This is a genomic window from Bacillus sp. ms-22, assembly GCF_009759805.1.
Classification (GTDB): domain Bacteria; phylum Bacillota; class Bacilli; order Bacillales; family Bacillaceae; genus Bacillus; species Bacillus xiamenensis.
In genome coordinates this window covers 2,836,320-2,853,057 of sequence record NZ_CP046653.1, presented here as the reverse complement: position 1 = coordinate 2,853,057, position 16,738 = coordinate 2,836,320, and the positions used below count along the sequence as shown (strand labels likewise).

The window sequence follows — 16,738 nt, the reverse complement described above, 5'->3', positions numbered from 1 at the left end:
TTTGTAAAATGAAACAAGTTTGAAGATAAAGGTGATACGATGCGAATTTTAATAAAAGGGCTGTCTGATGAACGATTTCATCGCCCGCTTGTCAATATAGCCAATTTATTTGAGGAAGACAGTGAAGTGCTGTTCGATCGAACCGAAATGGCTGAAGCTCTAGTAATGGAGTTTAACTGGAAGGAAGAACATGGAGTCGTTGAAGCAACTGGCCATATTGCTGGATCGTCCATAACCAGCCGTTTTGCAAGAGAGATGCCAGAGGGCTTGAACGATAAGGAGCGCTGGAAGCAAATCAAAAATACCGTGCTGTCTGTTTATTTAAACCTGCTTCAGGAGCATACAGGAATGACGCAAAAATGGGGGATTCTCACAGGGATTCGTCCTACGAAATTACTTCATAAGATGCTCAGAGAAGGTATGACAAAGGAAGAAGCGCATGCTGCGTTAAAGCGTGATTACTTAATTCATGATGAAAAAATCAATTTGATGCAGGAGATTGTCGACCGGCAAATACAAGCCATCCCAGATCTGTATGACCTTCAGGAGGAAGTGAGTATTTATATCGGTATTCCTTTCTGTCCAACAAAATGTGCTTATTGCACGTTCCCTGCTTATGCCATTAAAGGACAAGCTGGAAGAGTGGGAACGTTTCTGTTTGGGCTACATTATGAGATGCAAAGAATGGGCGAATGGTTAAAAGAACACGGGATTAAAGTGACCACGGTTTATTTTGGCGGGGGCACGCCAACAAGTATTACAGCGGAAGAAATGGATTTGCTGTATGAAGAAATGTATCGCTCTTTTCCTGATGTGAAACACATTCGTGAAATTACTGTAGAGGCGGGGCGTCCTGATACCATTACGCCTGATAAGCTGGAGGTGCTCAACCGGTACAATATTGACCGGATTAGTATTAATCCGCAGTCATATGAGAATGAAACACTGAAAGCCATTGGGCGGCATCATAGTGTGGAAGAAACGATTGAAAAGTATCATTTATCACGGCAGTACGGCATGAATAATATTAACATGGACTTAATCATTGGTTTACCTGGTGAAGGACTGAAGGAATTTCAGCACTCCTTGCAGCAGACAGAAGAACTCAAACCCGAATCTTTAACTGTGCACACACTCTCCTTTAAAAGAGCGTCTGAAATGACCCGTAACAAGGAGAAGTATCAAGTAGCAGACCGCGAAGAAATCACACGTATGATGGATGAAGCGGTTGCTTGGACGAAAGCACATGAATATCATCCTTACTATTTATACAGACAAAAGAACATCTTGGGAAATCTCGAAAATGTCGGGTATTCGTTAGATGGGCAGGAAAGTTTGTATAATATCATCATTATGGAAGAGGTGCAGACGATCATTGGCATTGGATGCGGCGCGGCCAGTAAATTCATTGATCCGCGCACAGGGAAGATTACGCAGTATGCCAATCCAAAAGATCCTAAATTGTATAATGATCGCTATGAGCACTATACAGAAGAGAAGATTCAATTTCTTGAGTCATTATTTGTTTCTCGCGTTTAAACACTGCGGTACCGCAGTGTTTTTTTCATTTGTAAAAGGGTATATAGGAGGTAAAAAGTTAAAGCAGGTGTACATATGATTGATGTGATCGGAATTGGGATTGGGCCCGCAAATTTAGGCTTGGCCGCTTTATTAGAGGAGTATGAAGATGTGACATGCTGTTTTTTTGAACAGGAGACCGAATTTGCCTGGCATCCTGGTATGCTGATCAAAGGAACGGATTTGCAGGTTTCCTTTCTAGCAGACCTTGTGACGATGGCGAATCCAAGGAGCAGGTATACATTTTTGAATTATTTACATGAGTCAAACAGGCTTCACCGTTTCTATACCTTTGAACAATTTGATATTCCACGGAGAGAATTCAATGCGTATTTAGCATGGGCTGCAGGTGAATTAGATAGCTGTCAGTTTGGGATGAAGGTTGAAGAAGTGATGGACTGCCAAGATGGGTATTTAGTGAAAGTCCGAAAATTGACAGATGGATCGCTTTCTGAATATCGCGCAAAGCATGTGGTTCTTGGAACTGGAAGTAAGCCGATGATTCCTGTTGATGTGCCAGAAGCTGCTTTGCCGTATGTGACCCATAGCAGCCGTTATGTAGATCGGCAAAAAGAAATTCACGAAGCTCAATCAGTGACGGTGATTGGTTCAGGTCAGAGTGCGGCTGAAATTTTCTTAGATCTCCTTCAGCATCAAACGAAAGGGCAGCAGCTTTCATGGTTTACGCGGTCTAGTGAATTTAGAGAGCTGGAGACAGCAGAGCTTGGTCAGGAGCTATTTACGCCAAAGTATGTCGAATATTTTCATTCGCTTCCTTATGAAGAACGGATGAACACGTTGCCTAGACTGGCGGGATTAAGAAATGGCATAGATGCCTCGACGCTTTCTCGCATCTATCAGGAATTGTATCATCGCTCCGTTTCAGGAGAGGAGCCGTCTGTTCTCATTCAGCCGATGACTGAGCTTGAAGCGGTTCATATGAAGGACGATCAGTCTTTAGAGCTGCATCTGAAACAATGGCAGCTGAAGAAAGAAAAGACAATCGCAGCGGATCATGTAGTATTGGCCACAGGATACACGCCGAATATTCCGTCATGGTTTAGCACATATGGACCTTTGATTGAGTGGGAGAGTGATCAGCATTTTAAAGTGACAGATGATTTCAGACTTGTGTTTAAAGACAAACGCTCCCATCATTTCTTTACATTCACGAACCTTGATCACTCTCACGGAACAGCGGCAACCAATTTAAAACTATCTATCTATCGCAACCAAAAAGTGATACAAACGATACGGGGAATAGAGAAATCTCCAGTGAAGCAAGAAACAGCATTTCAGCAATTTATTTAAGCAATGAAAGAAGGGCCCCGGAATCAAGGGCCCTTTCGATTACAAAGTGGGTTCTTTTTTTACTTTTGGTTTTTCTGTTTTCCATTTGAAGATTTTGTTTAGGATTTGATAGATACGCTTCGATTCTTTCGTCACTAGCGGTCCTAAAATCGCAAGAATTAACACATATAATGCTGCAAATGGCTTCAATGTAGCGGCAAGCCCGCCTGCAATGCCAAGCTCGGCGACAATGATGGAAAATTCTCCTCTTGATACGATCGTTAATCCAATATTAGAAGAAGCTTTATGAGAAAAACCAGCTCTTCTTCCAGCAAACATCCCAGCAGTGAAGTTCCCAATCAGGGTGAGAATGACAGCACCAATTGCAAGCCAGAAGGCATCTCCTAATGTAAACGGGTCGATACTCAATCCGAAGCTGAAGAAGAACATCGCTCCAAAGAAATCTCTAAATGGAACAACGAGATGTTCGATGCGGTCTGAGTGTTCTGTTTCTGAGAACACAAGGCCAAGTAAGAGTGCACCAATTGCTTCTGCGACATGGATCGTTTCTGAGAAACCAGCGACAAAGAACAAGGCGGCAAAAATCACAATGATGAACACTTCATTCGAACGGATATCGAAAAGCTTATTTAATAGTTTTGGGAGCTTACGCGCGATGATAAAGAAAAGCATCATATAACCAAAAGCGATTAAAATAGATAATAAGGCACCGCCAACGGATGTGGCATCTCCAAGGACAAGACCTGATACGACAGATAAATAAACGGCGAGGAAAATATCCTCAAACATAATAATCCCAAGAATTAACTCTGTTTCAGGGTTCGCTGTCCGTTTCAAATCAACAAGGACTTTGGCGACAATGGCACTTGATGAAATGGTGATAACCCCTGCCATAATAAGAACTTCAAGGAATCCAAAGCCTGTGATAAAGCCATAAAGCAATCCTAAGCTGAAGTTGATCAAAATATAAATAGATCCGCCGACTGCAATGGATTTACCCGATTTAATGAGCTTTCCGACAGAGAATTCAAGTCCAAGGTAGAAAAGAAGGAACAAGACACCCATTCTACCAAAAAACGAAATGATTTCGGTGCTTTCGATAAATTTCAAATCAATGATCCCGATGGTTGGTGCATGTGGACCGACAATCATTCCGAGGACAATCAGAAAAGGAATGATCGAAAATTTAATTTTATTGGCGATTAAGCTGGCAATGGCGATGAGAATAAGCGCCGTCCCAACTTCAAAGACTAAATGATCCATTCATCACTCTCCCCCTCTTGAAAGAAAATCACGTATTAAGCGTTTTAAGTGTTTTCTTTCGCCTGAAATGACGATCGTATCGTTTTCTTGAATAATCGAATCGGCACCAGGGTTGAGTAATTTTTCATTCGTATGCTTAATGATCGCAATAACGGTTACTTCATAATTTTGTCTCACATCTAAATCACCGAGTGTATGTCCAACCGCTTTTGCGCCTTTTTCTACTTTAAACCATTCAATGATCAAGTCATTGAATGCCATTTCAATGGTTTCAAGGGCTTGCGGCTTATATACCATACCGCCAATAATGGCAGCAACTTGCCGGGATTCAGCATCATCGAGAGAAATGGTGGACAGCACTTCATCTGGATCATCATCGTCGAAACGATAAATCTCCCGTCTGCCATCATCATGAATCACAATCGTCATCTTTTCTCTATTTCTTGTTTCAATTTCAAATTTCTTTCCAATCCCAGGAAGATCATTTTCTTTAATGTCCATTTTATCCCTCCGAATATGATAGGTTTTGTTTTTCATATAGTCAATACGGATGAAATAAAATGAATCAGTCGAGGTAATTTGATTGATACATGATGGGGATTGCACACTTCATTTCCAAAAAACATAAATCAATAGATAGTGCTGTTGATGCTGCACGCTTTAAAAGAAAAGCCTTTGAATCCCCCATTGATAATCTGTCTTTTAACAGAATAGATGAGGCCAGTTTTTTTGAAAATGGAGGTGTCTTCACAGCGTTTATTTCTTCCTCATAGATGGACGGAGAAATAAGGTTGGGTGTGCTCGCCTCTGCTTGTGAAGCAAAAACGACATTTGAAAAGGGAGAAAACATGACGATGAAGCTAACCAATATGAGTATGGAACATCTTATCAATCATTCTCCCCCTTTCAAACGATTTTTTATTTCTTATTTTACTATATAAAAATATATTTCTTGTTTCAACCATTATGCTCATTTTGGTATCAATTGATCTTGAAATTTTTTATTCAGAGGAAAAGGAATTACTTGAAGGGTATTGAAGTAAGACATTAGCTGTAAAAGAAAGAGGGGAATGGATGATGACCTATATCAATTGTCAATTAGATGGGGATATTTTTGAAATCGCTTTCAATAGACCGGAAGCTTATAATGCGTTTCATGTTGACATGTTTGCAGAATTTAAGGAGGCGTGTGATACAGCGAGTGAGAGCAGTGCAAAGATCGTTGTGATCAAGGGAATAGGGAAAGGGTTTTCGGCAGGCGGAGATATTGGAATGATGCTGAAGCAAGATCGTGAAGAAGATTTTCATCGTGTGATGGATTTGATTGAGGGAATTACACTATCTTTAGCTCGTATGCAAAAAGTGACGATTGCGCTAGTCCACGGGGCAGCGGCTGGTCTTGGTTTTAGCTTTGCCCTAAGCTGTGACTATTTGTTTATGCATCAAGATGCAAAGCTCGCTATGAACTTTAATGGAATTGGGCTAATTCCAGATGGTGGAGGGCATTATTTCCTGACTAAACGAGTAAGTGAGCAAACCGCTAAACAATTGATTTGGAGCGGGCAAAAGCTGTCGGCTGAAGAAGCGATCGAGCTTCGTCTTGCAGACGGTGTGTTTCAAGAGGAGGTTGAAACGTATCAAAAAGTGTGTGTGAAGCCGTTTATCAACATGCCGCTTCAAGCATTTATTGAAACAAAGATGATCTATTTCCAGCAGTCAGAATCACAGCTGTTAGCCGTTCTTCAAAAGGAACGTGCGGCGCAGGCAAGACTCAGACAAAGTCAAGATCATAAGGAGGGCATTCAAGCCTTTTTAGAAAAAAGACGTCCTGTATTTCATTAAGTTTAAAGGAATGTAAAGCCGGCGCATGCCGGCTTTTTTAACGTTCAAATAATAGTAGCTTGCCTGCATCATTCACAAGGCGATGAGAATGCTTCGTGTATTGCTGTTCGATTAAGCGATGCCGTCCTAATTCCTTCGCCTTTTCATCGTTATTTGCTGTGATTTTTTCGTTTAATAAGGTCTCACCTGACGAATCAAATACGGTCAAAAAGTATGTTTTCTCCATACCTCATCTTCCTTTCTTTTGTTTTTTAATGAATTAAACAAGGAGTCAGGTAAAACCTCTTTTTTGTCTTTAAAAATGTGTTTTTTAGAATAAGAGTAATAGAACGTGCATTCGTAAAAACGGCATGATAAAATATGGACAACGACAGTATCGTATAAGGAGATAGACGTTTGACGAAGCTTACCTTTATTCATGCCGCAGATCTTCATTTAGATAGTCCGTTTGCGGGAATGTCAAATATACCAAACCAAATTTTTAAGAGGTTGAAAGAAAGTACATTTCAAAGTGCGAGGAACATGTTTGACCTTGCGATTGATCGAGAAGTAGACTTTGTGCTGCTGAGCGGAGATTTATTTGATGAATCGAATCGCAGCCTGAAAGCCCAGCTTTTTTTAAGAAATCAGTTTCTTAAACTGCAAGAACACGAAATTGACGTGTTTATTATTTATGGTAATCATGATCATTTAGGCGGTGAATGGACGCCAATTGAGTGGCCGGAGAATGTTCACGTTTTTTTGAGCAGTACGCCAAGTGAGCAATCGTTTTATAGAGGAGATCAGCTCGCCGCAAGTATTTACGGATTCAGCTACAATGAGCGGGCGGTTTATGAGAATATGACATCTCACTATGTAAAAACAACAGACGCACCCTATCATATTGCGATGCTTCACGGCACATTAGCGGGTCAAGAAGGACATGATGCATATGCGCCATTTCAGCTTCAACAGCTCCTGTCGCGGGATTTCGATTATTGGGCGCTTGGACATATTCATAAGCGAGCTCTTTTGCATGAAGACCCAATGATCATTTACCCTGGAAACTTGCAGGGGAGACATATAAAAGAAACAGGAGAGAAAGGCTGTTATGTCGTTCATCTATCCGAAAATTCTCACGCAGCGGAGTTTATTGGCTGTTCTGATGTCATTTTTGAGACATTGTCATTAGATATCACAGATACAGCACATATGACCGACCTTGTGACACTTGTGGACAAACAGATGAGTAGGCTGAAAGAGCGGGGCATTCCTCATGTTGTGAAAATCGAATTGACTGGAGAAACCCCTGCTTATATTCGACTATCGCAGCTTGAGGTGCTGGAGGAGCTGATGGCTGTCCTTCATGAGCAGGAAGAAGAGGAAGACATATTCGTTTGGGTGATGTCGATTGACTGCCGAACAAATGAGGATATCGTCTATCCGGAAGATTCTTTTTTGAAAGAACTAACATCAGAAATTGCCCAGTTTGATACGTATGAAGAGCTGCTCTCACCGATTAAGCGTCATCCAACTTATAGAAGGTTAGGAAAAGCTCTCACAAAAGAGGATGAAGTGGATATAAAAGAAGAAGCACAAAGGCTGCTGACAGAACAGCTGAAGCAATTGTGAGAAAAGGAGAGGCATGATGAAAATACGTTCACTTCATATTGCGAATTTCGGAAAATTTTCTAATCAAACCTTTCACTTTTCTGATGATGGTTTTCAGCTAGTTTATGGCCTGAATGAATCGGGGAAATCGACATTGAAGGCGTTTATTGAATCGGTGTTATTTGGTTTTTCGAAAAGCAAAACGTATCAGCCGAAGCAGGGCTCATTTTATGGCGGCTCCCTCACATGTTTAGATGAAGAATTAGGTGTGATTCATATTGAGAGAACGTCTGATCAAGGCGGAAAAGCACAGGTGCTGTTACCCAATGGTGAAGTGAAAGACGAAGCTTTTCTACGTACGATGTTAAAGGGAACAGATCGCAGGTTATTTCAATCGATTTATTCTTTTGATGTGTTTGGGCTGCAAAATGTTCAAGCGTTAAACCAAGACCAAATGGGTGAATTTCTACTCTTTTCAAGCTTATTTGGCTCAGATGCGGCATCCAAGATGGATAGCAGACTGCTAAAACAGCAGGAGCAGCTATTTAAACCCAATGGACGCAAGCCTGAATTAAATCAGCAGCTTGAGCGTCTAAAAGAGCTGGCAGGTCAGCTGAAACAGGCAAAATTGGCAGAGGGACGTTATTCCGAAAAGAAACGAGAGCAAGCTGAATTAGTGGAGAAAATCGAACAGCTTCAACAAGAAATGAATCAGGCAGAAATAGACATTCAACAACTGACTGAACATATTCGGCTGTATCCCATGATAGAAAGCAAAGTGGAGCTTAAAAAAGAATTGGCGCGTTATCCAAAGCGAGTCAAACAGTTTAGACAGGAAACCGAGCATGAGCTTGATAAACTAGAATCACACCTTCACCCGAAAAAGGCACAATTGACAGCACTGAAACAAAAATTAGATCACTTGCAAACTTCGCTCACGCAAGTTCAACCACAATATGACAAGGATACATTGTTGGAGATGAAACGGGTCATGGCTGAGTCACCTGATGCTGAGTTTGTAAAAAAACGCATAGCAGAAGGGAAAGTAGAGCGGGGTTCATTGAAACAAAAAATAGAAGAAGCCGCAGCGAAGCTGAATTTTCAGCGTCCAATGCAGCTTGATCAAGTGGATGACTCACTTGATTTTGAGTGGGAATTAAAGGAGGCTGTCAGCCAATACGTTCGTTTAATGGATAGAAAAACGCAGCTTGATGACCGGTTTGATCATGCAAGACATGAGTTAGAAGAAGCGGAAACCGCTCTAAAAGGATTAAAGGAGCAGCCAGTTAGACAGCCGGTGTCAGACGAGGTCAGAGGAACAAGAGCGAAAGAGAAACAGACTCCTTTCCGGACGTGGTTATTCCCGCTAATGCTTATGACAGATGCTGTCATCCTCATCATCTTATTCTTTTTAGCAGAGAGCTGGGTGCCTTTGCTGTTTGCGGGGTTTTCTGTATTTACCTTCATAGCGATTTATCCATTGCTTAAACAGACACAGTTGAAACAAGCAACCAATGGTAGCACCTCTGAGTCCTTTTATGTTCAAGCGGCTTCAGCTGAAACGCTTGTCAGGCAAAAGGAACTTCTATATGAAAGAATCATCCGTCAATATGAAGACTGGGAGCAAGAGCTGGAGCCTGTCCAGCAGCAAGTAGAGGAAATGAAAAGACAGCTGGGCTTGTCGACAGAGCTTCCATTCCTTGTAGAAGCTTTTCATATCCTAAAACAATTAAAAGCAAATACAGCGGCATATGAGGCACTTGATAGGGAAATAGAAGCGCTCACTTATCAGCAATCGGCCTATGAGCAAAAAGTCGCAGCGTTAAGCCGCCTCCTTCAAAGAAAAGAAGGAAGCATTCAAGAAAGCATCTCAGCCTTTCATGAGATATTAAAAGATGAGGCGAAAAGAGAAAAAGAACGTCAGGCATTGCACATCTCCATTCAACATGTGGAGCAGCAACTGACAACGCTGGAAGGAGAAATTCAATATTACGAAAAACAGATGAACGAGCTTTTTCGTCAAGTAGAAGCAGAGTCAAAGGAAGACTACCATGTACTGTCTCATCAATCCAAAGAATACCGGGATCGGCTGTATCATTTGCAGCAGCTGAATCAAGAGCTGCACAGAAGCGGTTGTATGGATGAGGAGGAAGTCATTGCTCGTAAAGGATTGCGCCACCTTGAGGAAGAGTGCGCACAAGCGAAAAAGCGTCTGCATGACATTGAACAAAATGTGACGAATATGAAGCAGCGCTTGGCAGAACGATCAGTGGAAATCCGGCAAATCGAAGCGTCAGGTACAGTGTCTGATTTGACTCATCAGCTTGCGATAGAGCAGGAGCATGCGAAGCACCTTGTGAAAAAATGGGCAGCTATTCAGCTCGTCCGCTCCGTTATTCGAGAGAAGCTAAATGAGCATAAAGAAACGAGGCTGCCAGCGCTTCTTCAAACGGCTTCCCGCTTTATTCAGCCGTTAACGAATGAGCGATATGAATCCATTTTATTTTCAGGCGAAGATGACCGGCTGATTGTGAAACGGAAGGATGGACGAATATTCCGCCCAGAGCAGCTTTCACAGGCAACTTGTGAACAAGTTTATCTTGCGATTCGTTTTGCGCTTGCTTTGTCCCACCAGCAGAATTGTCAGCTTCCCTTTATGATGGACGACAGTTTCGTTCATTTTGATCATGTCCGTCTAGGAAGAGTGCAGGAGTTAATGAAAGAACTCACTCGTTTTGAGACGCAGCTGTTTTATTTCACCTGTCATCATCATATGAAAGAAACAGTGGAAGAGGGACAGATTACGAGTTTAGCAGTAGATTGATTGACAAATAATGACTTATGTTATACTTATATGAGCAGAAACATGGAAGGAGCTTTTATTGAATGGCTAAAGGGATCATGACCTATGACGTCGGCGAACAAGTTGACCTGCATTTATTAATTAAATCATCTACTAAAGGGATTGCAAGTAATGGCAAACCATTTTTAACCTTAATTCTTCAAGATCAAAGTGGAGATATTGAGGCGAAGCTATGGGATGCAAAGCAGAATGATGAGCTCACATATGCCGCGCAAACCATCGTGAAGGTAGTAGGTGATATTCATCATTATCGCGGGAGGAATCAACTGAAGCTTAGGAATATACGCCCTGTTGCTGAAAACGAGCAAATTCGAATTGATGATTTTCTAGAAACAGCTCCTATTCCAAAACACGATATGATGGATACCATTATGCAATATATTTTTGATATGAAAAATCCTAATATTCAACGTGTCACAAGACATTTGCTCAAGAAGTATGGACAGGAATTCGCCGATTATCCAGCAGCTACAAAAAACCATCACGAGTTTGTATCGGGTCTTGCCTATCATGTGGTATCTATGCTGCATTTAGCGAAATCAATTGTTGATCTATATCCATCACTCGATCGAGATCTTTTATATTCAGGCATCATTCTTCATGATTTAGGGAAAGTCAAAGAGCTTTCCGGTCCAGTTTCGACTACTTATACAGTCGAAGGGAATTTAATTGGGCATATTTCTATTATGGTGACAGAAATTGCAAAAGCCGCAGAAGAGCTTGGTATTGATTCAGAGGAAATTCTCATTTTACAACACTTAGTGCTAAGTCATCACGGAAAAGGAGAGTGGGGCAGTCCTAAACCGCCAATGGTGAAGGAAGCTGAAATTCTCCACTATATTGATAATTTAGACGCGAAAATGAACATGATGGATCGTGCGCTTGAACATGTGAAGCCAGGAGAATATACAGAGCGTATTTTTGCATTAGAGAATCGTTCATTTTATAAACCAACCTTTCACAATGAATAACATTGTCAAAACGTCCGCTGGAAGCGGGCGTTTTTTTTCATAACTTGTCTTCTTGCCGCATAAGCATGTAACACAAAGGAAGAGAGATTTGTCCTGAAAAAAGGAGGCGATGACAATGTTGTTTTTTCCATGGTGGGTGTATGCATGTATCATTGGCATTATCTTTTGTGCATATAAATTAATGACGACAGCCAAAGAGGAGCAAGAGATTGATCAATCCTTTATTGAAAAAGAAGGAGAAATCTTTATTGAGCGAATGGAACAGGAAAGAGAGCGCAGACGTCAAGGTCAGCAAGTAAAACGATCACAGGAACCGGCGAAACATGAAGACCATTCGATTGCTTAGACAGACATCTATTCATACAAAAACCCCTCTGCAATTAAAAACGCAGAGGGGTTTTTCATAATTATTGGCTTTGAGTTTCTGTTGTTGTTTGTTCAGATTTTTCTTTGAACGTGTCTTGAAGTTCTTTATCTTTTACTTTCACATCGGCAGCTTTCACCAATTTGTTTAAGATTGTTTGGATTTCAGTTGAGTCTGCTTGCTTTTGTTCAAGCAGTTCTTTTTTCAAGTCTGCTTTCATGTCATTATATTTACCGCGTTCTTCGGTCTTTTTAATGATATGGTAGCCATATTGTGATTTTACTGGCTTGCTGATTTCATTTACTTTTAGTTTGAAGGCCGCTTTACTGAAGTTCTCATCCATTTGGCCGTCTTTTGCGAACCAGCCTACATCGCCGCCTTGTGCTGCTGAAGACGTGTCAGTTGAGTATTCAGACACTAGGTCATCCCATTTTTCGCCTTTATTTAATTTCTTTTCCACTTCTTCCGCTGTTTTCTTATCAGCGACTAAAATGTGGCTCGCGCGGATTTTCCCTTTGAGGTCATCATAATACGCTTTTACTTCTTTATCAGTGATTTTAATGTTAGCTTTTGCAGCCTTTTGCGTAAGTAGCTCATATTTCACTTGATCTTTGATGTAGTCTTTCCCGTATTCATCTTGAAGCTGTTTTAAACGGTCTGCTCCAAGTGTCTTTTTATATTCTTTCAATTTCTTATCAATTTCTTTATCTGATACTTTGTATTTGTCAGCAAGAACCTTTTGTTGAACAAGTAGGTTTAATGCATCTCCGCCTGCTTGTTTCTTAAGAGTTGTGTAAAGCTCTTCTTTTGTGACATCTCCTGATTTTGTTGTTGCGATGACTTCTTTATCACCGCTACTGCATGCGCCAAGAGTTAAAACACTTACTGCTGTTACAGCTGCTAAAGCTATTTTTTTCATTCAAAAAACACTCCTAATCTTTCCAATTTATTTATCATTGCTTGTATCATAACATATTGTGACACGCTGTAAAAAGAAATGCAAATGGGAGGGCATTCGTCTAGTCAATTTTTTGTGCTCGACATACACATATAGTGATCACAAAAAGGAGGCTGAATTATATGGGAGCAGGATATTCTAATGGATTTGCTTTATTGGTCGTGCTATTCATTTTGCTGATCATCGTTGGTGCAGCATATCTTTACTAATTAAATCGCTGTTACAGAAAGGAGCCGTCCTGCCATGCGTGCGGGCGGTTCTTTTTTAAAACGATGACAGGTGCCTAAACGTTTTCAATGTTTCTGCATACACTGAGCTTAGAACAGAGGAAGAACTGGCAGGAGGTGTTTTCACATGGGAGGAGAAGTCTTTGCTGGCGGTTTTGCACTAGTCGTCGTGTTATTCATTTTATTGATCATTATCGGTGCATCTTGGATTTACTAATAGATCATCCTACACAAAAAGCTGCCATCAAACAGGCAGCTTTTGCTTTGATCTTAAACAGAAATGGTAATTTCAACAAATGATGAAATGAGTAAGATCAGGATCGATACATTGATAAAGCGAAACACCTTATCTTGCCGTTCTTCAGGAATCTCTCTGACAAGGCATAATGTATTAGTAAGCCTGTTTATTGAGTACACAATAAACGCGGCAAAGGCGATGAAGTAAAATAAAACTATCGGAGATCCCCCCTCTCTATGCTATTCCCATACTACATTACCAAATTTTTTATGAAAAAGATAGAAGTTGGCTTTAAAAACCTCATGATGAGGAAGTTGGGTCAACTAAAATATCAAACTCGTCTTGGGCTTGATCAATGATGCAGGATTTTGGTGCTTTTAGCAGTTTCCATGCAAATAAAAAGTCAGGCAAACAATAGCCTGCATGAATACTTGCGATCATGATAAAATAGTGTGCGTACATTGGAAATGCTATTCCTAAAATAAAGTAAACAGGTGAGATGACACAAAACGGGCTGAGCAGTGAGAAAAGCATCACTCTCTTCGGCACGCGCTGCCAGCAATTTCGTTTAAATAACGTCATTTTTTCCTTATTTTTCATCACTGGGATCAAGTGAACCACACGGTGGACAAGCAATGTCGCAAGTAAAAGCACGACAAAGAGAGGTGCATTGTGACTGCTGAGTCTCGTTTCAGGATGAGTCAGTTGAAAACATAAAAACGCCATAATGAAAAAAAGTATAGTAAGACTTATTGCTGAAATCATCATTCTCGTATAACCATAATCCTTTTCAAGATTAATGGTCTTCCAACAATTCATTTTTCATCCTTCCAATCTCAAAAATCTAATTGAATATCTCAAGATAATTTACTCTTCCTGAGGATAAAAATCAATGGTTTTGATGAAAAAAAATAAAATGTTCTATTCATATGGAATTAAAGAGAGGAAACTTTGGATTTTTCAAGAAAAAAAGACAAGAGGGGGAGGTTCGTCTCTTTCGTCAATGAGTAATTTCGGCTAAAATAGAATGACTAAGAGAAAGAGGGAACGTACATGAGTATTGAGGAACGAATGAGCCAGCTCGAATATTATATGGAGCTTTTACTGACGGCGACAGATATGAGTCGTTATCCATATTATTCGCTATTAATCCGGCAGCGTGTATCAAAAGAAGAGGCAAAGGACATTGAACGTATTTGTGCTGAGCTTTCAGATGAAATGGACAAGCAAAAAGCACAAGGCTATGTCATGTTCGACAATCTCCTTGCGCTTTTTGCGGGGCAGTTAGTTGAAAAGCTGGATGTTCATGAGACCATTTTTGCTTTGCATGATCAAGGGCTGTTTCAGCCGTTAATGAATGAATTTATAAAGATCATTAAACAATTTGATTTGCTTTAGCCGCTTTCTCATCTGCTGAGTCTTCAAGCTCCTCAGTCTTTTTCGTGACTTTCCCACGCTCATTCAAAAAGTCCTTCTCGATGTTTGAAAACGATTTCTCAAATATCTCCATGAAATCCTCACCATAAATATTTCGAATAATACACATCATTTCTAAAATTTCAGGGAACTTTCCGTAAATGTCATGAAGCGGCTGTGCGCCTTTGACAATACCAGTTCGTGCCGGGTCGTAATCTTCGAGTAGTTTATGGAATGTCTCTTCGCCTTTTGGCGTTAGCTCAATATACGTATTGCGTTTATCGTTTAACTTTTTAGAAAATTTCAAAAATCCTCTTTCCTCTAATTTCTTGGAGAAGTTAAACGCCGTTGATACATGCATGACGCCAAACTTTGCAATTTCTGATATTGAAGCTCCTTTTAATTGATACGCAATCCATAAAATATGATGCTCATTGATATTCAGGTTATACGGTTTGATCCACTGCTGCCAATCTTTTTCAATGGATTTCCAAAGAGCTTTGCTCAATTGGGCCATTCTTTGACTGAATAAAAGTGCTTCTTTTACATCGAAAGGCTGTTCCGAATGATTCATCCATTTCACCTACTTCTCTTTTTCTTGTAATTCTATTATGCCAATAAAATAAAGATTAATAAAGCTGAAAATTCAAGAATTTTAAAAAGTCATGAAAAACATTGTCAAAATAACCTTTTTTGAACAAAAAAAGTGCGGGATACGCACACCGCACACTTTTGTAAACGAATATTTATTTGTGAGTATATTAGTTTTGTAAGGTTTTCTCCAGCTGTTTGAGCTTTTCCTCAATTTCTTGAATTTCCTTTTGCAGGTCCTGCTGATGAGGTTTGATTTCTTCACGCCATTGCTGAATTGATGTTTGCAATTCAGTCCCGACCTCTTTAATGACTTCTGCACTTTCCTTTGCTGTTTCAACAATTTGCTCTTTTAGAGCTTGTCCATCTCTTTTTAATTTTGTCAGCGTATCTTCGAATTTGTCATAGCTGTCTTTCATCTTTTCGCGTACATCTCTGCCAGAAGAGGGAGTCGTCAGGAGCACTGCCGCACCTCCGAGGAGAGACCGCCTACAAATAATCCTGTTAATAAAGAACGTCCACTAGCCATTCCAATCACCTCTAGTCAAATTTTACACATTCGCAAGTTCTCTCTGAGCTGATGATCAGCTTCATTGAACTTCCATACATAGCTTGCTTTATTTTAGCATACTTTTGAAGAAAAGGGAGGGGAGAAGGTTGTCTGTCTTTCTGTTCGTTTTTATGTGTATCGGTGTTATTTTCGCAGGTGGTTCCATTCATTATGTAAGACAGCTTGGGTATGCAGGGGTCTTATCCGCCAAAACATGTATTGAAACAAAAAGCACTTGTCTGTGCGGCAGGTGCAGGGATTTCGCTCCTCGTTTTGCTGCTTACCCTTTTTCTTTTATAAAAGGTTGAAAAAAAACCTCTTCATCTTATTATGAAGAGGTTTGGTTATTCATTAAGCGACTTCGATCATTCTTGCACGCTTTAGAATGGACTGAGCAATCGGGAACACAAATACCATTGCGATGGTATTAATCACAACTGCTGGCAGGACAACACCCACAAAAAGTGCCGGTAATGCAGCTGGCAGTCCAGTGATCAGTAAAGCGGCCGATAGGAAAACCACGCCGGATACGGCGGTTCCGATAGCTGTTAGCACGGCGGTCAGCACGACTTTGTTCTTCATCTTTTGGCAGGATAAGAAAAGGGCCAACAAGATAAAGGCTGTTACCGGCTTATCTATCATATTTGGAATTTGTCCGCCTGGGAAACCCGTTGTCAAAGCGGAAATGACCCCAGTCACCAGGGCAATGACGACGACATGCTGCACCCGAGGGAAAAGGATGATGCTTAAAAACATCATGACCAGCATCATATCAGGTTTCATTCCGAAAAAGATGGGCGGGAAAATCGTGTGCAAAACAGCTCCCATTGCTGCAAGCAATGACATAATCACTAATTCTTTTGTTTTCATTTCTATGCTCTCCTCTGCTAAGCTCTTATAGGACTCTCCAATAATATGGCTCATCATTTATTGCAAGAGTCATGACCTTATATTTCTCGTCATTATAACAAATTTA

The 16,738-nt window shown here is 40.6% G+C and carries 18 protein-coding genes and 1 pseudogene; 10 read left to right on the top strand and 9 right to left on the bottom strand.

From position 1 onward, the window contains the following. Positions 1–39 precede the first annotated feature (39 nt). Both GPA07_RS14880 and GPA07_RS14875 read left to right on the top strand, forming a co-directional pair. A complete protein-coding gene (locus GPA07_RS14880) occupies positions 40–1,539 on the top strand; it encodes a coproporphyrinogen III oxidase (protein WP_157292888.1) in 1,500 nt (499 codons plus the stop codon). 75 nt (positions 1,540–1,614) lie between these two features. After that, positions 1,615–2,889: a lysine N(6)-hydroxylase/L-ornithine N(5)-oxygenase family protein gene (locus GPA07_RS14875; RefSeq protein ID WP_157292887.1), complete on the top strand. Its 1,275-nt coding sequence runs from the start codon at positions 1,615–1,617 to the stop codon at positions 2,887–2,889. 39 nt (positions 2,890–2,928) lie between these two features. Here the strand turns inward: GPA07_RS14875 and GPA07_RS14870 are convergent, their stop codons facing one another. Further along, positions 2,929–4,152 carry a cation:proton antiporter gene (locus GPA07_RS14870; RefSeq protein ID WP_008361327.1) on the bottom strand — a complete coding sequence of 408 codons (1,224 nt, stop codon included), beginning with the start codon at positions 4,150–4,152 and terminating at the stop codon, positions 2,929–2,931. 3 nt (positions 4,153–4,155) lie between these two features. Beyond that, complete coding sequence (locus tag GPA07_RS14865; protein ID WP_008361329.1) at positions 4,156–4,653, bottom strand: cation:proton antiporter regulatory subunit; 498 nt, start codon at positions 4,651–4,653, stop codon at positions 4,156–4,158. A gap of 576 nt (positions 4,654–5,229) precedes the next feature. Between GPA07_RS14865 and GPA07_RS14860 the strand changes: the two genes are divergently transcribed. Further along, positions 5,230–5,994, top strand: a complete 765-nt coding sequence (locus GPA07_RS14860; protein ID WP_034739834.1) for an enoyl-CoA hydratase — start codon at positions 5,230–5,232, stop codon at positions 5,992–5,994. Positions 5,995–6,031: 37 nt separating this feature from the next. Here the strand turns inward: GPA07_RS14860 and GPA07_RS14855 are convergent, their stop codons facing one another. Then, positions 6,032–6,220, bottom strand: coding sequence for a YhzD family protein (locus GPA07_RS14855; protein WP_008361117.1), 189 nt, complete (start codon positions 6,218–6,220; stop codon positions 6,032–6,034). A 170-nt stretch (positions 6,221–6,390) separates the two neighbouring features. Here GPA07_RS14855 and GPA07_RS14850 point away from each other — a divergent pair, with 170 nt between their 5' ends. The 4 genes from GPA07_RS14850 to GPA07_RS14835 all read left to right on the top strand — a co-directional run bounded on the left by GPA07_RS14850 (position 6,391) and on the right by GPA07_RS14835 (position 11,764). Further along, positions 6,391–7,605: a metallophosphoesterase family protein gene (locus GPA07_RS14850; protein ID WP_157292886.1), complete on the top strand. Its 1,215-nt coding sequence runs from the start codon at positions 6,391–6,393 to the stop codon at positions 7,603–7,605. A gap of 16 nt (positions 7,606–7,621) precedes the next feature. Continuing rightward, positions 7,622–10,408 carry an ATP-binding protein gene (locus GPA07_RS14845; RefSeq protein ID WP_157292885.1) on the top strand — a complete coding sequence of 929 codons (2,787 nt, stop codon included), beginning with the start codon at positions 7,622–7,624 and terminating at the stop codon, positions 10,406–10,408. A gap of 62 nt (positions 10,409–10,470) precedes the next feature. Next, the gene (gene yhaM, locus GPA07_RS14840) at positions 10,471–11,418 is read left to right on the top strand and encodes a 3'-5' exoribonuclease YhaM (RefSeq protein ID WP_008361123.1); all 948 of its coding nucleotides are present in this window, start codon (positions 10,471–10,473) and stop codon (positions 11,416–11,418) included. 115 nt (positions 11,419–11,533) lie between these two features. After that, complete coding sequence (locus tag GPA07_RS14835) at positions 11,534–11,764, top strand: sporulation YhaL family protein (protein WP_157292884.1); 231 nt, start codon at positions 11,534–11,536, stop codon at positions 11,762–11,764. 61 nt (positions 11,765–11,825) lie between these two features. Here GPA07_RS14835 and GPA07_RS14830 read toward each other — a convergent pair whose 3' ends face one another. Next, positions 11,826–12,701 (bottom strand): peptidylprolyl isomerase, encoded by an 876-nt coding sequence (locus GPA07_RS14830; RefSeq protein ID WP_008361127.1) that lies wholly within the window; start codon positions 12,699–12,701, stop codon positions 11,826–11,828. A gap of 161 nt (positions 12,702–12,862) precedes the next feature. Between GPA07_RS14830 and GPA07_RS14825 the strand changes: the two genes are divergently transcribed. Together GPA07_RS14825 and GPA07_RS14820 are read left to right on the top strand one after the other, a co-directional pair. Continuing rightward, complete coding sequence (locus GPA07_RS14825) at positions 12,863–12,949, top strand: YjcZ family sporulation protein (protein ID WP_008361129.1); 87 nt, start codon at positions 12,863–12,865, stop codon at positions 12,947–12,949. Between the two features lie 145 nt (positions 12,950–13,094). Beyond that, positions 13,095–13,184, top strand: coding sequence for a YjcZ family sporulation protein (locus GPA07_RS14820; protein WP_034647786.1), 90 nt, complete (start codon positions 13,095–13,097; stop codon positions 13,182–13,184). A 53-nt stretch (positions 13,185–13,237) separates the two neighbouring features. Here GPA07_RS14820 and GPA07_RS18885 read toward each other — a convergent pair whose 3' ends face one another. Further along, positions 13,238–13,423 carry a hypothetical protein gene (locus GPA07_RS18885; protein WP_082194762.1) on the bottom strand — a complete coding sequence of 62 codons (186 nt, stop codon included), beginning with the start codon at positions 13,421–13,423 and terminating at the stop codon, positions 13,238–13,240. An 82-nt stretch (positions 13,424–13,505) separates the two neighbouring features. Then, entirely contained in the window at positions 13,506–14,024 is a 519-nt protein-coding gene (locus GPA07_RS14810; protein WP_157292883.1) for a DUF3267 domain-containing protein, read from the bottom strand. A 234-nt stretch (positions 14,025–14,258) separates the two neighbouring features. Between GPA07_RS14810 and GPA07_RS14805 the strand changes: the two genes are divergently transcribed. Continuing rightward, positions 14,259–14,603, top strand: coding sequence for a YhaI family protein (locus GPA07_RS14805; protein WP_157292882.1), 345 nt, complete (start codon positions 14,259–14,261; stop codon positions 14,601–14,603). On the opposite strand, the gene GPA07_RS14800 is transcribed toward GPA07_RS14805, so the two are convergent. The 3 genes and pseudogenes from GPA07_RS14800 to GPA07_RS14785 form a co-directional block, all read right to left on the bottom strand. Further along, positions 14,581–15,195, bottom strand: coding sequence for an HTH-type transcriptional regulator Hpr (locus tag GPA07_RS14800; protein ID WP_008361135.1), 615 nt, complete (start codon positions 15,193–15,195; stop codon positions 14,581–14,583). The two genes, GPA07_RS14805 and GPA07_RS14800, sit on opposite strands and share 23 nt — an antisense overlap. 187 nt (positions 15,196–15,382) lie before the next feature. Continuing rightward, positions 15,383–15,741 (bottom strand): annotated as a pseudogene (locus tag GPA07_RS14795) (YtxH domain-containing protein). Positions 15,742–16,113: 372 nt separating this feature from the next. Continuing rightward, complete coding sequence (locus tag GPA07_RS14785) at positions 16,114–16,632, bottom strand: tryptophan transporter (protein WP_157292881.1); 519 nt, start codon at positions 16,630–16,632, stop codon at positions 16,114–16,116. Between the last annotated feature and the right edge of the window lie 106 nt (positions 16,633–16,738).

What these genes read in the sequence shown, in the direction of transcription:
- GPA07_RS14880 (WP_157292888.1), top strand. Translation starts at nt 40, where the DNA reads ATGCGAATTTTAATAAAAGGGCTGTCTGATGAACGATTTCATCGCCCG.
- GPA07_RS14875 (WP_157292887.1), top strand. Translation starts at nt 1,615, where the DNA reads ATGATTGATGTGATCGGAATTGGGATTGGGCCCGCAAATTTAGGCTTG.
- GPA07_RS14870 (WP_008361327.1), bottom strand. Translation starts at nt 4,152, where the DNA reads ATGGATCATTTAGTCTTTGAAGTTGGGACGGCGCTTATTCTCATCGCC.
- GPA07_RS14865 (WP_008361329.1), bottom strand. Translation starts at nt 4,653, where the DNA reads ATGGACATTAAAGAAAATGATCTTCCTGGGATTGGAAAGAAATTTGAA.
- GPA07_RS14860 (WP_034739834.1), top strand. Translation starts at nt 5,230, where the DNA reads ATGACCTATATCAATTGTCAATTAGATGGGGATATTTTTGAAATCGCT.
- GPA07_RS14855 (WP_008361117.1), bottom strand. Translation starts at nt 6,220, where the DNA reads ATGGAGAAAACATACTTTTTGACCGTATTTGATTCGTCAGGTGAGACC.
- GPA07_RS14845 (WP_157292885.1), top strand. Translation starts at nt 7,622, where the DNA reads ATGAAAATACGTTCACTTCATATTGCGAATTTCGGAAAATTTTCTAAT.
- yhaM (WP_008361123.1), top strand. Translation starts at nt 10,471, where the DNA reads ATGGCTAAAGGGATCATGACCTATGACGTCGGCGAACAAGTTGACCTG.
- GPA07_RS14835 (WP_157292884.1), top strand. Translation starts at nt 11,534, where the DNA reads ATGTTGTTTTTTCCATGGTGGGTGTATGCATGTATCATTGGCATTATC.
- GPA07_RS14830 (WP_008361127.1), bottom strand. Translation starts at nt 12,701, where the DNA reads ATGAAAAAAATAGCTTTAGCAGCTGTAACAGCAGTAAGTGTTTTAACT.
- GPA07_RS14825 (WP_008361129.1), top strand. Translation starts at nt 12,863, where the DNA reads ATGGGAGCAGGATATTCTAATGGATTTGCTTTATTGGTCGTGCTATTC.
- GPA07_RS14820 (WP_034647786.1), top strand. Translation starts at nt 13,095, where the DNA reads ATGGGAGGAGAAGTCTTTGCTGGCGGTTTTGCACTAGTCGTCGTGTTA.
- GPA07_RS14810 (WP_157292883.1), bottom strand. Translation starts at nt 14,024, where the DNA reads ATGAATTGTTGGAAGACCATTAATCTTGAAAAGGATTATGGTTATACG.
- GPA07_RS14805 (WP_157292882.1), top strand. Translation starts at nt 14,259, where the DNA reads ATGAGTATTGAGGAACGAATGAGCCAGCTCGAATATTATATGGAGCTT.
- GPA07_RS14800 (WP_008361135.1), bottom strand. Translation starts at nt 15,195, where the DNA reads ATGAATCATTCGGAACAGCCTTTCGATGTAAAAGAAGCACTTTTATTC.
- GPA07_RS14785 (WP_157292881.1), bottom strand. Translation starts at nt 16,632, where the DNA reads ATGAAAACAAAAGAATTAGTGATTATGTCATTGCTTGCAGCAATGGGA.